This is a genomic window from Williamsia sp. Y721 (assembly GCF_059683565.1).
Map to the genome: position 1 here is coordinate 1,032,135 of NZ_JCASNH010000002.1, position 13,325 is coordinate 1,045,459.

Below are 13,325 nucleotides of genomic sequence, written 5' to 3' on the forward strand. Positions count from 1 at the left end.
TTACCTTCTGCGCCTGTGTCTTATCAAACGGTCAGAACGGTGCAGGCACTGATGCCCGGTGCGCCGTATACGTGCGTGAAGCCGACGCGAGGAGTGCCCTGGACCTGACGGGCGCCGGCCTCACCGCGGAGTTGGGTGACGATCTCGTGGACCTGTCGCAGGCCCGATGCGCCGATCGGCTCACCGTTGGCGATACATCCACCGTCGGTGTTGATCGGAATTCGTCCACCGATCTCGGTGGCGCCACTGGCGATCATCTCTTCCTGCTCACCAGGTTCGCAGAAGCCGCATTCGGCCATGTGCATGATCTCGGCGCCGCTCTCGGTGTCCTGCAACTGGGCGACGTCGACATCCGACGGGGACAAACCAGCTTGTTCGAATGCAGCTTTGGCGGCATCGGCGCTGACACTGGTGGGCTCTCCACTGCCCTGCACGGCGGGGCTGAAGACCTCGAAGGAGCCGAATCGTCTGGTGCGGTGCGTGATCGCCCGGAGGTGGACGGGTGTGCGATCGATTCGCTTCAGCGCCTCGGCACTGGCGACCACGATCGCGGCGGCACCTTCTCCTGGAGAGCAGAACATGTAGCGGGTCAACGGATCATTGACCATGTCCGCATTGGCGATGGTTTCTGCGGACATCGCTTCCTGCCGCCAGGCATTGGGATTGAGAGTGCCATTGCGATAGGACTTTTCGGCCACCCGGGCGAGCGTCTCCGCGGAGATGTTGTACTGACGCATGTATCGCGAGATCTTGGCGCCGAAGAACTGTGTGGTGACCATGAGGCCGGCATCGCCGTAGCTGGATGGCAGACCCCACTCTTCGGGGCGGGGGTCGAAGGCTCCGCGGGGGTGCTTGTCGAAACCGACCGCCAGTGCGATGTCGGCGGCACCGGCCCGGACGGCGTTGACCGCGGAGAACAGGGCGCTACCGCCGGTCGCGCAACCGTTCTTGACATTCGTGAAAGGGATTCCGGTGAAGCCCAATTCGGCGACGAGGGTGTCGGCGAGGCCGGATCCGTCGCTGCCGCCGAACGCGACCTGCACATCGGGCCAGGTCAGTCCGGCGTCGACGAGCGCCCGGTTGATCGCGGTGACGGCCATGTCGCGTCCGGTGACACCGGGCTGCCGTCCGAACTTGGAGAGTCCGGCTCCGACGATGGAAACGGGCTGTGTCACTGGGGAGCTCCTTGCGTGGTGAAGCGTCCGACTGCGAACCGGGGCACCGGTGAGCTTGCGATCAAGCTCACCGGAGCCCGGTCCAGTTCGGTGAAATCATCGCAGTCGAGGAGTGCCTCGATCTTGATGCCCTCGGGGAGTTCGACGTAGCCCACCGCATAGGGCGAGAAGCCCTCTGTCGGTGGGACATACGGCGGCGACTTGGGCGGGAAGCGCTGGATCGTGTACGCCCACACCACACCCTCGGTGCTCAGATCCAGTGGATCTGCGGTCGGGGTCACGCATCTGCTGCACATCGTGCTCGCCGGAAAACCGACGGTGCCACAGACCGAGCATTTGCTGCCGCGGAGTACCGCGGCGGTGGAGGTCTCCGACGACGTCGACGCCTCGTCCATGTCTATCCCTTCGGGTTGAAGATCTGACGGAAGATCAGCGACCGACCCACTTGGGCTCGCGCTTTTCGAGGAATGCGGTGACGCCTTCCTTGCCGTCTTCGGACTGCAGGGCGTTGCCCACAGCGAGGTGTTCCATGACCATCAGCGACTGGATGTCGGCGTCGAGGCCCCGGTCGATGCACATCTTGGTGAGCTTCATCATGAACGGGCTCTTGTCGGTCAGAGTCGCGATGAAATCCTCGACGCGCTGGTCGAGCTGATCGGCCGGTGCCGAATCGTTGATCAGGTCGAAAGCGGAGGCTTCCTGACCCGAGAGCAGCTTGCCGGTGAGCATGAGCTCCTTGGTCTTACGGATGCCGATCATGCGGGGCAGGCGGTAGATCGGGCCGGCGCCACCGAACAGTGCGCGACGGATGTGGAAGTCACCGATTTTGGCGTCGTCAGATGCGATTGCGAAGTCACACGAGATCATCAGCTCGAAGCCGCCGGCGGTGACGTAGCCCTCGAGGACTGCGACCGAGGGGGTGTTCATCGAGTAGAGGCGGTCACAGACCTTGGCCGAGAGCACGGCGACGTCCATCGCGGTCGTGCTGCCGATGAAGTCGGACAGCAGCTCATCGAGGTCGAAGCCCGAGCAGAAGGTGTTGTTGACGCCGCGCAGGACCAGAACCTTGAGGTTCGGGTCGTTGTCGACCTCGACGATGATCTCGTCGAGACGGTGCAGCAGCTCCACGGTGACCGCGTTCTTCTTGTGCGGGCGGTTCAGCCATACGCGGGCGACTTCGCCGTCTTTTTCCAACAGGATGTGGTCGGTGTCGATCATGATTGACCCTTTCGTTTGACTACAAGTTGAACTGGATTCACTTCAGTATTAACCACGGGTGTGATTCACGTCAATACCTGACCTGAACTGAGTTCAGATTCCGATCAGGTTGGCGATCCGGGCCCGGTGGGCACGCGAATCTCCCTGTAGTGCTTCGTTTCCCATGGCCCGCCGGAAGTAGGAGTGGGCGGGGTGTTCCCACGTGAAACCGACACCGCCATGGAGTTGGACGGCTTCGGCGGCCGCCGTGATGGCGGCGTCGGTGCAGACGGCCCCGGCCACGGCGATCGCCAGGCGGGCACTGGCCGGATCCTCGTCGTAGACCGCCGCGGCGTAGCGGCAGGCAGAACGGGCTCGTTCGAGTTCGCGCAGGACATCGGCCAATCGGTGTTTGACGGCCTGGAACGATCCGATGGGGCGTCCGAACTGGTGTCGGGTCTGAACGTACTGAACGGTCATCTCCAGCAATACGTCGACGATGCCGGTGTTTTCGCAGGCCAGTGCGAGCGTCGCGAGGTCCTGCAGTCGGGTGCAGACCCGGTCGTGGTCGGCCACGGTGGTCAGCGGGATCGCCGGAGATTCGCGCAGAGTGAGGTCTGCTTGCCGCCGGGTCGGGTCGATGACCTCGCGGTCCGATGCGGACAGTTGCTCGCCCGGTGTGGTGGCGAACAGGCGGCGGCCGGCTGCGGTCTCGGCGGACAAGATGATCACGTCGGCACCCGCGCCGCCGAGCACGTGCGTCGCTGTGCCGGACAGTGTCCAGATCTCGCCGTTCTCGTGCGCCCTTACGTCGTCGGTCTCGGGTGTCAGTGATGAGACGGTGGCGATCGAGGTGCCGGAGAGAACGTTGTCGAGCAGCTCGGCGAGATCTTTGTCGGCGGTGGCCGACAAAAGAGCGGAAACCCCCACGGCCGCCGATGTGTAGACCGGCTCGCAGACCAGGCTGCGACCACATTCTTCGAGGATGATCCCGAGTTCGACCATGCCGTAGCCCAGTCCGCCGCGCTCCTCGGGAACCGCAAGCGCTGTCACCGACATGTCGTCGACAAGCTGCCGCCAGAGCTCGGGTGAATATCCGCTGGGGGAGTCGGCCGCGGCGCGAACCTGCTCGATGCTGCTGTGCTTTCCGAACAGACCGCGGATCGCGTCCCGCAGTTCTGCCTGTTCGGTCCCGGGGGTCAGTGTGGAGGGCTCAGATCGGGGCCAAGGTACCTCGAAGGCTGGGGACGTGGACATATCGCTCCAATTGACGTGAGTTCAGTTCGGTTAGTTTTCACAGTAACCCGGCGCGCTCTCGACAAGGAAGGGTTAACCGAACTAAGTTCATTTCATGAGTTCTGAGATCGAGAAGTATTACGCCACCGTCGACAGCGGTCGCCTCGAAGATGCGGTCGCGATGCTGGCCGACGACGTCGAGTTCGCCATGGTGCTGCCGACCGGCACCAAGCACGACCGGGGTCGTGCGGTCATGCTCGGCTACCTGCAGGGACGTCCACCGGTGGAACGCAAACACGTGGTCCAGCGGGTTGCGGTCGCCAACGACTTGCAATTCGCTCACGGTGAGGTGACCGACGATGGTGTGACAACCGGGTATTTCGTCGGCGTGATGCATGTCGGCGCCGACGGACTCGTCGACCGCTACCAGGTGTCGTTCGACGCCGAGTTCTCGTTGCTTCCCAACCCTGCCCTGACTACAGAAGGAGTCTGACCCATGACCGATACCGCCATCTCGACACCGGTTCTCGCGCAGTGGTTCGAGTACATGGATTCCGACGATCCCGACCGGGTTCTGACCATGGTCACCGACGACTTCGAGATGTCGGTGCAGTTCTCCAAAGGCGGTGGTCAGGCCGCGGAATTCGTGGGCGACCACGCCGGTCTCATCGCTTACCTGGCGCAGCGGGAAAAGAGTGTCCTGATCCACCACATCGACGCGGGTTCCCTTGTCGGACAAGTGGAACTGGTCCTCGGGCGGACGGTACGCGGCGGCGAGTTCGAGGCATCGTTCAACGCTTCTGCGCAGCTGAACGGCGAAGGCAAGGTTCGGCGCCTGCTCATCTGCCGCACCCCCGAGATCTCGTTCGCCTGAGTTGAGGGCGTGCGACGTGGGTGACGGCAAGTTGTGGTGACGAGAAGAAGAGAGTGAATAGATGGGCAACGAGTTTCCCCACCTGTTTTCGGCGTATGACCTTGGCGGGGTCTCGCTCAAAAATCGATTGGTGGCGTTGCCGGCCGGGACGAGTATGGCGGTGAAAGGTGTTCCGACCCACGGGGATGCGGAGCACTTTGAACGAATCGCGGCCGGCGGTGTCGGCCTGGTGATCGGTGGTGCCACGGTGGTCCACCCGACGACAACGCTTCGCTCACGGAAGCTCATCGAGGCCTATATCGACGAATTCGTGCCCGCCACAGCGGAAAAGGTGAAAGTCATTCATCGGCATGGAGCGCGGTTCGTGGTTCAGCTGTGTCACCTCGGCCGAGAGTTCATCGGCGGAGAATCGGATGCCCCGCCCTCAGCTCCATCTGCGATCAAGACCGTGCGAGACGCGTATCCGCCGCACGAGTTGTCAGTGGCCGAGATCGACGACATCGTGGAGGGCTGGCGGATCTCGACGCAGAATCTGGTGAAGGCCGGCGTCGACGGAGTCGAAGTCCATGCGGCACACGGTTATCTCCCGGCCCAGTTCATGTCACCGCTGTCGAATCAGCGAACAGATGATTTCGGTGGTTCCTTCGCAAACCGAATGCGCTTCACCCGCTTGGTGATCGAGGCGATGCAATCCGTGATTCCGCCTGGTTTCCTTCTTGGTGTGCGACTCAGTGGCGAAGAAGAGATCGCCGGCGGGATGAACATCGAGGACTGTGTCCGAGTTGCCGAGAATCTGACCGAGCTGGGCATCGACTACTTCAGCATCACCCACGGAACCCGTGGCAAGTATGTGAAGGATTCGACCAATCCGGATGCCGTGGCGATACCGTCGGCATCGCGGGTGCGCGCCGCAACGGGCATTCCCACCCTTGTCGGCCAACGGATCCGCGATGCGGCCACCGCTGACCATGCGATCAAATCCGGGCATGTCGACATGGTGGGAATGGCCCGGGCGCTCATTGCCGATCCCGATCTGCCCATCAAATCCCAAACGGGGCGGTTGGACGAGATCCGTGGTTGCCTGGGTATCAATCAAGACTGCCGGGCATTCGATCCGCACCTGCACTGTGCGGTCAATGCAGAAGTCGGTCGTGGCCGGCATCCCGGGGTGGGCGCAACGGCGCCGAGAACCAAAGAGATTTATGTCATCGGAGGAGGTCCCGGTGGCCTCGAAGCCGCACGCGTCGCCGCAGGCCGCGGGCATCGGGTAACCCTGTTCGAGAGGGACACGGTGCTCGGAGGCGCGCTCGGAGTGGCTGCAGCGGCACCCCACCGAGCTACCTTGATCGACGTCATCGACTACCTGCAGCGCGAACTCAGGCGTCTCAAGGTCGACGTGAATCTCTCTGCCGGAATCGATGTCGACGATGTTTCCGCCATTCTCGATGCAGCCGATCACGTGATCGTATCCACCGGCTCCCGGCCCGCGGACTTACCGGCGGGTCTGGACGGGCGGCCCGCGGCGACCGTTGATGATGTGCTGATGGGGCGGGTGCCCGAGGTCGAGAGTCGTCGGGCCGTGGTCTTCGACGAAGGTGACGGCTTCTGGCCCGCTTACAGTGCGGCCGAGGCATTGGCCCAGCGCGGCTGGCAGGTCACGCTTGCCACCCCGCTCACCGCGTTGGCCTCCAGGATCCCCGCTGAAAGTGCGGCACCGCTCCTCGGGCGTCTCGGCGGGGCAGGTGTTGAGTTCAGGGTGGGTAGCTCGCTGGTGGTTTCCGAGGAACCCTCGGCCCCGTTGGTCCTGCGGCCGGTCTTCGGAGGTGGCGATGTTGTGTTGGGTGACGTGCTCACGGTCTGGCATCAGCCGCGTGTTCCGGTCTCATCCCTGGGACTGGCACCAGGTCCCACGGTGAGCGTGATCGGTGACGCAGTCACCCCTCGTCGCCTGAGTCATGCCATCGCGGAGGGCTATCGGACCGGCGCCGAATTGTGACGGCTGACGTGGCGACCGAGGTCTTATCCGGGTAAGTGCCTCGACGGCAGGTCAGTCGGTCGAGGCAGTTTTCTTGTTCAATTCCAGGGTGCGGGCCCGAAGTCGTTTGTAGCCACGAACATTGAGTGGACCGATTGATTTGAAGAAATAGCGGTCGTGCTGGGCGGCCGACGCCAGTGTGGTGTCGACGAGGATGGTGCCGGGGCGAGCTGAACTGGTCAACCGCGAGGCGATGTTGACCGGTTCGCCGAAGATGTCGCCGAGGCGGGTCAGCACCGTGCCCAGCGCCATCCCGACGCGGAGTGGTGGCAGATCGTGCGTGGCGGAGAGCTGTTGCAGCGCAAGAGCGATCTCGGCGGCGGAGATCGGGTCTTCGACCTCGAACATGACCGCGTCGCCGATGGTCTTGACCACATGACCACCGCGCAGGGTGATCGTCTCGTAGGCGTTGGTCTCGAAGCGGTCGAGCAGATTGTCGAGCTCGTTCATGTCGAGCTGGCGCGACAGGCTGGTATATCCGACGATGTCGACGAATCCGATTGTGAGGGTTCGGTTCACACCGTCGGTGGTGGCAAGGGCATTCTGTAGCGCCGAGGCCAGATGTCGCCGCCAGACGAGTGTCTGCACCCGCTGAACGGCCTTGACCATGATGGCCAGGTCGAGGCTCTCCCGGCCGGCCTCGGCGTCGGACCGGATGCGGTCGGCGATGTTGTGTGCCTCCCAATCGGTCAGGCGCGAAATCGTCTGGCCGAGGGTGCGTGCCATCGCCACCTCGAACTCGAGCGATCGATCCGCGTCGACCGCGTGGACCAGTTGCAGGGCCTGCACATCGTCGGCGGTGAACAATTTGTCGTCGCTGTTGTCCATGGTGAACCCGAAAGCCGTCCACACCCGGCGGGCGTGTTCTTCCGAGATGTTCAGAGCCGCGGACATGTCTTCGAGTGTGAAGAGTCGCTCACCGCCGAGGAGATTCGACTCGATCGATTCGGCGGTGATCCCGGCGTGGCCTGCGACGTCCGGCGGTTTGGTCATGACGCGGATCGAACCGCGACCGCCGGGACCTGGGGCAGTCCGAGGACGCCTTTCATCAGGTAGGCCAGCAAAGCCGGCATCTCGGGACGATTCCAGTTGCGCCGCAAGCGCATGGCGTCGTTCGCGATTGTCAGTGCTGCGTGCACGGTCACTGCGGCCTCCGGGGTGGGAAGGTCGGTCTCGATCTGTTCGACCAGGTTGACCCAGCGTGCCACGTACCGGCGCTGATAGGTGATCAGATCGCCATTGTCGAAGCTCTCGAGCACGCTACGACTGTTGAAGGAGACAGAGAGATCCGGTGTTGCGGTGAGCACCTGAACGTAGGAATCGATCAGTAGGCCGAGCAGCGCGGTCGGGTCATGGGCCACCGAATAGGCGGCGATCGCGCTGGCCTCCAGTCGGTTCGCACTGCGCTGACTGATGCCGATGAGGATGGCCTGTTTGCTCGGAAAGTGGTTGTACACACTGGGTCCGGAGATTCCGACCGCCTCACCGATCTCGTCGACACCGACCGTGGCGAAACCGCGTTGGGCGAACAGTTCCGCAGCGGCGTCCAGGATTTCGTCGCGTCGTCCGGAGGGCTCGGCCAGTGCCCTTGGCAGGGGATCGATGGGCCGGGCCAGGCCCGGACTCAGTTCGACAACACGGTCGACCAGTACAACCAATCGGGCCACCGCACGGGAGGTGGAGATGCGTGTCCGGTGAACCGAAACGCTGCCGTTCACGCTGAGGATGGTCCACGCGAGCTGGTCGATGTCGCGGGATGACAGACCGATTCGATGCGAGAAGACCGCGCCGGACCACCGGTGCAGGACCTTATGGGTTCGGCGGGCCACCTCATCGTTCTGCTCCGGTGACAGGTGGGCCGACGACCAGCGCCACAGCGCCGCCGCATTCGGGTTGGTGACGCCGAGGGCGCAAAGTTTCTCGATGGCCTTGCCGATGGGGACCTCGCCGTCGGCCGCGGGGGACAGGGCGGTGTCGGTGCAGGTCTCGATTTCTTCGATCCCGGCCATCACCGCGGCGAAGAGGATGGCCTGCTTGTCGCTGAAATGCCGATAGATCGATGGGCCGGTCACCCCGGCCGCCTTGGCGATGTCGGTCACCGAGACATGGTCGAATCCGCGCGCGAGGAACAGCACGGCGGCGCGGTCGACGAGCTGGCGTTTGCGGTCGGCAGGGCGGCGAGTGCGACTCGCCGACCGGCCGGATCCGACATCGGGATTCGAAGACATTGTGAATCAACCCTAGCGCATGGTTGGACCCTTGAATGCATGTCTGTACTCGGGGTATGGTCAAATAAGTTACAGCGCGTTAGCCGTGCCGTTAGTTTCGGCGGGCGCGAGAACAGCGCAGTTCATCTGAAAGGAACCCAGCGTGACTGATGCATACATCTACGAGGCCATTCGTACGCCTCGTGGCAAGCAGCGGAAGGGCTCGCTGCACACCGTCAAGCCCGTCGACCTCGTGGTCGGCCTGATCCACGAACTCAAGGTCCGTTTCCCTGACCTCGATCCCTCCGATATCAACGACGTGGTTCTGGGCATCGTCTCGCCGGTCGGCGAGCAGGGCGCAGTGCTCCCGCGTACCGCAGCACTGGTGGCCGGACTCCCCGAGACCGTCCCCGGAACCCAGGTCAACCGCTTCTGCGCCTCCGGCCTGGAAGCCACCAACCTCGCCGCACAGAAGGTCGCGTCGGGCTGGGATGACCTGGTCATCGCCGGTGGCGTCGAATCGATGTCCCGTATTCCGATGGGCAGTGACGGTGGTGCGATGTTCACCGACCCCACCACCGTGTTCGACCTCTACATCGCCCCGCAGGGCATCGGCGCCGACCTGATCGCCACCCTCGAGGGCTTCTCACGTGAAGACGTCGACGCCTACGCCGCCGAGTCCCAGCGCCGCGCCGAGGCCGCCTGGTCGGCCGGCTACTTCGCGAAGTCGGTTGTCCCGGTCAAGGACATCAACGGCATCACCCTGCTCGATCACGACGAGCATCGTCGTCCGGGCAGCACGGTCGAGAGCCTTGGCCAGCTCAAGGCCGCTTTCGCCGGTCTGGCCGCAATGGGTGGCTTCGACGACGTCGCACGTCAGAAGTACGTCAACGTGGAGACGATCAATCACGTTCACACCGGCGGTAACTCGTCGGGCATCGTGGATGGATCGGCCCTGGTTCTGGTCGGCAGTGAGGCCGCAGGCAAGAAGGCCGGCATGGTCCCGCGCGCTCGCGTCGTCGCGACCGCTCAGACCGGCAGCGACCCCACGATCATGCTCACCGGCCCGACCCCGGCCACCGAGCTCGTGCTCAAGAAGGCCGGTCTGACCACCGATGACATCGACGTCTTCGAGCTCAACGAAGCGTTCGCGTCGGTCGTCATGAAGTGGATGAAGGACCTGAAGATCCCGCACGAGAAGGTCAACGTCAACGGCGGCGCAATCGCCATGGGTCACCCCCTCGGTGCCACCGGCGCGATGATCCTCGGCACCTGCCTCGACGAGCTGGAGCGTACCGGTGGCCGTTACGGCCTGGTCACCCTCTGCATCGGCGGCGGCATGGGTGTCGCAACCATCATCGAGCGCATCTGAGTCAGCTGACGCTGGTACTGACAGGCTTCTTCCAACCTTCACGAAAGAACTTCAAAAGTTATGACTGAAAACATGATCCGCTGGGAGCAAGACGGCGACGGCGTCGTTGTTCTCACCATGGACGACCCCAACCAGGGCGCCAACACCATGAATGACCTCTACGTCTCGTCGATGGCTGCCACCGTCGAGCGTCTCGAGGCCGAAAAAGACAGCATCACCGGTGTTGTCATCACTTCGGCGAAGAAGACCTTCTTCGCCGGTGGCGACCTCAAGGACATGACCGCTGACAAGAGCGGTGTCGACAAGGTCGAGGTGGCCAAGCAGGTCACCGCGCAGGCCGACGGCATCAAAGCCGTACTGCGCCGGCTGGAGACCCTGGGCAAGCCGGTTGTCGCGGCCATCAACGGTGCCGCACTCGGCGGCGGTCTCGAGATCGCACTGCACGCCCACCACCGCATCGCGGCCGACGTCAAGGGCACCCAGATCGGCCTGCCCGAGGTCACTCTCGGCCTGCTGCCCGGTGGCGGTGGCGTCACCCGTACCGTGCGTCTGCTCGGCATCCAGAGCGCGCTGATGAATGTGCTGTTGCAGGGCAACCGTTTCAGCCCGACCAAGGCCAAGGACACCGGTCTGGTCGACGAGGTCGTCTCCTCCATCGACGAACTGATCCCGGCCGCCAAGGCCTGGATCGCCGCGAATCCTGAAGCCGCACAACCGTGGGACAAGAAGGGTTTCAAGATCCCCGGTGGCGCACCGACGAGTCCGGCTCTGGCACAGCTCTTGCCTGCCATCCCGTCGCTGCTCCGTCAGCAGCTCAAGGGCGCACCGATGCCCGCACCACGCGCCATCATGGCCGCAGCCATCGAAGGTGCGTACGTCGATGTCGATTCCGCGGATCTGATCGAGACCCGCTACTTCGTGTCCCTGGTCACCGGTCAGGTGGCACAGAACATGATCAAGGCGTTCTTCTTCGACCTGAACTACATCAACGGCGGCGGATCGCGCCCCGACGGGTACGAGAAGTTCACCGCCAAGAAGGTCGGCGTCATCGGCGCAGGCATGATGGGTGCGGCGATCGCGTACGTGTCGGCCAAGGCCGGTATCGAGGTCGTCCTCAAGGACATCAGCATCGAAGCCGCCGAAAAGGGCAAGGCCTACTCGGTCAAGCTCGAGGAGAAGGCGCTCTCGCGTGGCAAGACCACCAAGGAGAAGTCCGACGCCCTGCTGGCGCGGATCACCCCGACCGTGGACGCAGCCGATTTCAAGGGTGTTGACCTGGTGATCGAGGCGGCATTCGAGTCGGTCGAGGTCAAGAAGCAGGTATTCGGCGAGATCGAGGACATCGTCGAACCCGACGCGGTGCTCGGCTCGAACACCTCGACCCTGCCGATCACGATCCTGGCCGAAGGTGTGAAGCGCTCCGAGGACTTCATCGGAATCCACTTCTTCTCGCCCGTGGACAAGATGCCGCTGGTGGAGATCATCAAGGGCGCCAAGACCTCTGATGCGGTGCTGGCCAAGGTCATCGACTACACCCTGCAGATCCGCAAGACCCCGATCGTCGTCAACGACAGCCGCGGCTTCTTCACCTCGCGGGTCATCGGCACCTTCATCAACGAGGCGATCGCCGCCGTGGGTGAAGGCATCGAGCCGGCATTCATCGAGCAGGCAGGCGCACAGGCCGGCTACCCGGCACCGCCGCTGCAGCTGATGGACGAGCTCACCCTCACGCTGCCGCAGAAGATCCGTAAGGAAACCGAGAAGGCACTCGCTGCCGAAGGCAAGCCGGTTCCCGCACATGGCTCGAATGCCGTCGTGGACAAGATGGTTGACGATCTCGGTCGTCCGGGCCGCTCCGGTGGTAAGGGCTTCTACGAGTACGACGAGGCAGGCAAGCGCACCAAGATCTGGCCCGGACTGCGCGACGAGTTCAAGTCGGGCAGCACCGAGATCCCGTTCGAGGACATGAAAGAGCGCATGCTCTTCGCCGAGGCCATCGAGACGGTCAAGTGCTTCGACGAAGGTGTCCTGACCTCTGTGCCCGATGCCAACATCGGCTCGATCTTCGGAATCGGCTTCCCCGCGTGGACCGGTGGCGTGATCCAGTACATCAACGGGTACGAAGGTGGTCTGCAGGGCTTCGTCGATCGCGCCCGCGATCTGGCGAGCAAGTACGGCAGCCACTTCGAGCCGCCGCAGTCGCTGGTCGACAAAGCTGCAAAAGGCGAGAAGTACTGAGCAGTACGCTGATTCAGTGAACTGATCCAAGGCCGCGGCCCGGTTCTCCGAAAGGGGAGCCGGGCCGCGGTTCTTTTTCTAGCTCGGGGGCGGTGGTATCACCGGCGTCAGCTCCGGGCGTTTGGCGCTCATCCCGTCGCCCGTCGAAACCCCGCGTAGCCGACGGATCATCCACGGCAGGAGGAACGCGCGAGCCCATCGGGCCTCGCGGATCGACTTCTGCACCAACGACATCGGGTCGGCAGGCGCGATCGAGATGCCCCAATCCGGATCGCTTTCCGGCAAGCCGAGTGCGTGGGCGGCGCCTGCGGCAAACCGCTCGTGACCGAACGGGGAAGCGTGCAGCCGGTCGATCGACCAGGAGCGGGTGTCGACCAGAACCGGCGCGGCATGGAGATCGACGAGGATGAAGTCGTATGTGGTGGCGAACTCGCGCATCATCTCGTTCAACGCGAGCAGTCGTGGCTCGAGACGTTTGGCGATCGGCACAGTCTTGGCCATGTTCGGATAGGTCGAGATGATCACCGTTGCCGAGGTGTCGGCGAGCTGTGAGTAGATGTGGTCGAGATCGTGATGAACGTCGTCGAGCGTCGAGCTCGCCAATACATCGTTCATCCCGAGTGGAGCGGCGATCAGGTCCGGAGACAACGCGATCGCGGGTTCGAGCTGGGTATCTCGGATCTGCCGGGTCCGGCGTCCACGCACGGCGAGGTTGGCGTAGCGGAGATCGGGGTTGATCATCGAGAGCTGCTCGGCGAGGCGATCGGCCCATCCGCGGTGGCCGATGACGTCATCGCCGTCACCGATGCCTTCGGTCTGACTGTCGCCGATGGCAACAAAACGGGAGAAATGCACCAGAGGAGTCTAGTGCCCCGAGTCAAAGGTTCTTTTGCAGTCTCCGGCGTTCGATCGGCGCCTGGCGGCGCCAGGTGGGCGCCAGATGAACGCAGCGGCAACTCGAGATGACCGTTCGGAGTTCTCCTTGGACGCC

At 63.5% G+C, this 13,325-nt stretch carries 12 protein-coding genes; 5 read left to right on the forward strand and 7 right to left on the reverse strand.

Annotated features, from left to right (window positions below):
* Positions 1 to 23 precede the first annotated feature (23 nt).
* From AC56PL_RS13630 to AC56PL_RS13645, 4 genes are all read right to left on the reverse strand, one after another.
* On the reverse strand, positions 24 to 1,175 hold the full coding sequence (locus tag AC56PL_RS13630; protein ID WP_495514200.1) for a thiolase C-terminal domain-containing protein: 1,152 nt from the start codon (positions 1,173 to 1,175) through the stop codon (positions 24 to 26).
* Complete coding sequence (locus AC56PL_RS13635; protein ID WP_495514201.1) at positions 1,172 to 1,570, reverse strand: OB-fold domain-containing protein; 399 nt, start codon at positions 1,568 to 1,570, stop codon at positions 1,172 to 1,174. The genes AC56PL_RS13630 and AC56PL_RS13635 overlap by 4 nt, the downstream gene beginning before the upstream one ends.
* Positions 1,571 to 1,604: 34 nt before the next feature.
* The gene (locus AC56PL_RS13640; RefSeq protein WP_495514202.1) at positions 1,605 to 2,393 is read right to left on the reverse strand and encodes an enoyl-CoA hydratase-related protein; all 789 of its coding nucleotides are present in this window, start codon (positions 2,391 to 2,393) and stop codon (positions 1,605 to 1,607) included.
* Between the two features lie 93 nt (positions 2,394 to 2,486).
* Positions 2,487 to 3,629, reverse strand: coding sequence for an acyl-CoA dehydrogenase family protein (locus tag AC56PL_RS13645; RefSeq protein WP_497154157.1), 1,143 nt, complete (start codon positions 3,627 to 3,629; stop codon positions 2,487 to 2,489).
* A gap of 94 nt (positions 3,630 to 3,723) precedes the next feature.
* Here AC56PL_RS13645 and AC56PL_RS13650 point away from each other — a divergent pair, with 94 nt between their 5' ends.
* From AC56PL_RS13650 to AC56PL_RS13660, 3 genes are all read left to right on the forward strand, one after another.
* A complete protein-coding gene (locus AC56PL_RS13650) occupies positions 3,724 to 4,101 on the forward strand; it encodes a nuclear transport factor 2 family protein (RefSeq protein ID WP_495514204.1) in 378 nt (125 codons plus the stop codon).
* 3 nt (positions 4,102 to 4,104) lie between these two features.
* A complete protein-coding gene (locus AC56PL_RS13655) occupies positions 4,105 to 4,482 on the forward strand; it encodes a hypothetical protein (protein ID WP_495514205.1) in 378 nt (125 codons plus the stop codon).
* 61 nt (positions 4,483 to 4,543) lie between these two features.
* Positions 4,544 to 6,478 carry an oxidoreductase gene (locus AC56PL_RS13660; RefSeq protein WP_497154158.1) on the forward strand — a complete coding sequence of 645 codons (1,935 nt, stop codon included), beginning with the start codon at positions 4,544 to 4,546 and terminating at the stop codon, positions 6,476 to 6,478.
* A gap of 51 nt (positions 6,479 to 6,529) precedes the next feature.
* On the opposite strand, the gene AC56PL_RS13665 is transcribed toward AC56PL_RS13660, so the two are convergent.
* Both AC56PL_RS13665 and AC56PL_RS13670 read right to left on the reverse strand, forming a co-directional pair.
* The gene (locus tag AC56PL_RS13665; RefSeq protein WP_495514207.1) at positions 6,530 to 7,510 is read right to left on the reverse strand and encodes an adenylate/guanylate cyclase domain-containing protein; all 981 of its coding nucleotides are present in this window, start codon (positions 7,508 to 7,510) and stop codon (positions 6,530 to 6,532) included.
* Complete coding sequence (locus tag AC56PL_RS13670) at positions 7,507 to 8,745, reverse strand: TetR/AcrR family transcriptional regulator (RefSeq protein ID WP_497154159.1); 1,239 nt, start codon at positions 8,743 to 8,745, stop codon at positions 7,507 to 7,509. Before AC56PL_RS13670 ends, AC56PL_RS13665 begins: the two co-directional genes overlap by 4 nt.
* Before the next feature lie 142 nt (positions 8,746 to 8,887).
* Here AC56PL_RS13670 and AC56PL_RS13675 point away from each other — a divergent pair, with 142 nt between their 5' ends.
* Both AC56PL_RS13675 and AC56PL_RS13680 read left to right on the forward strand, forming a co-directional pair.
* Positions 8,888 to 10,096, forward strand: coding sequence for an acetyl-CoA C-acetyltransferase (locus tag AC56PL_RS13675; RefSeq protein ID WP_495514209.1), 1,209 nt, complete (start codon positions 8,888 to 8,890; stop codon positions 10,094 to 10,096).
* A gap of 60 nt (positions 10,097 to 10,156) precedes the next feature.
* The gene (locus tag AC56PL_RS13680) at positions 10,157 to 12,334 is read left to right on the forward strand and encodes a 3-hydroxyacyl-CoA dehydrogenase NAD-binding domain-containing protein (RefSeq protein WP_497154160.1); all 2,178 of its coding nucleotides are present in this window, start codon (positions 10,157 to 10,159) and stop codon (positions 12,332 to 12,334) included.
* A gap of 78 nt (positions 12,335 to 12,412) precedes the next feature.
* Here AC56PL_RS13680 and AC56PL_RS13685 read toward each other — a convergent pair whose 3' ends face one another.
* Positions 12,413 to 13,189 carry an SGNH/GDSL hydrolase family protein gene (locus AC56PL_RS13685; RefSeq protein WP_497154161.1) on the reverse strand — a complete coding sequence of 259 codons (777 nt, stop codon included), beginning with the start codon at positions 13,187 to 13,189 and terminating at the stop codon, positions 12,413 to 12,415.
* Between the last annotated feature and the right edge of the window lie 136 nt (positions 13,190 to 13,325).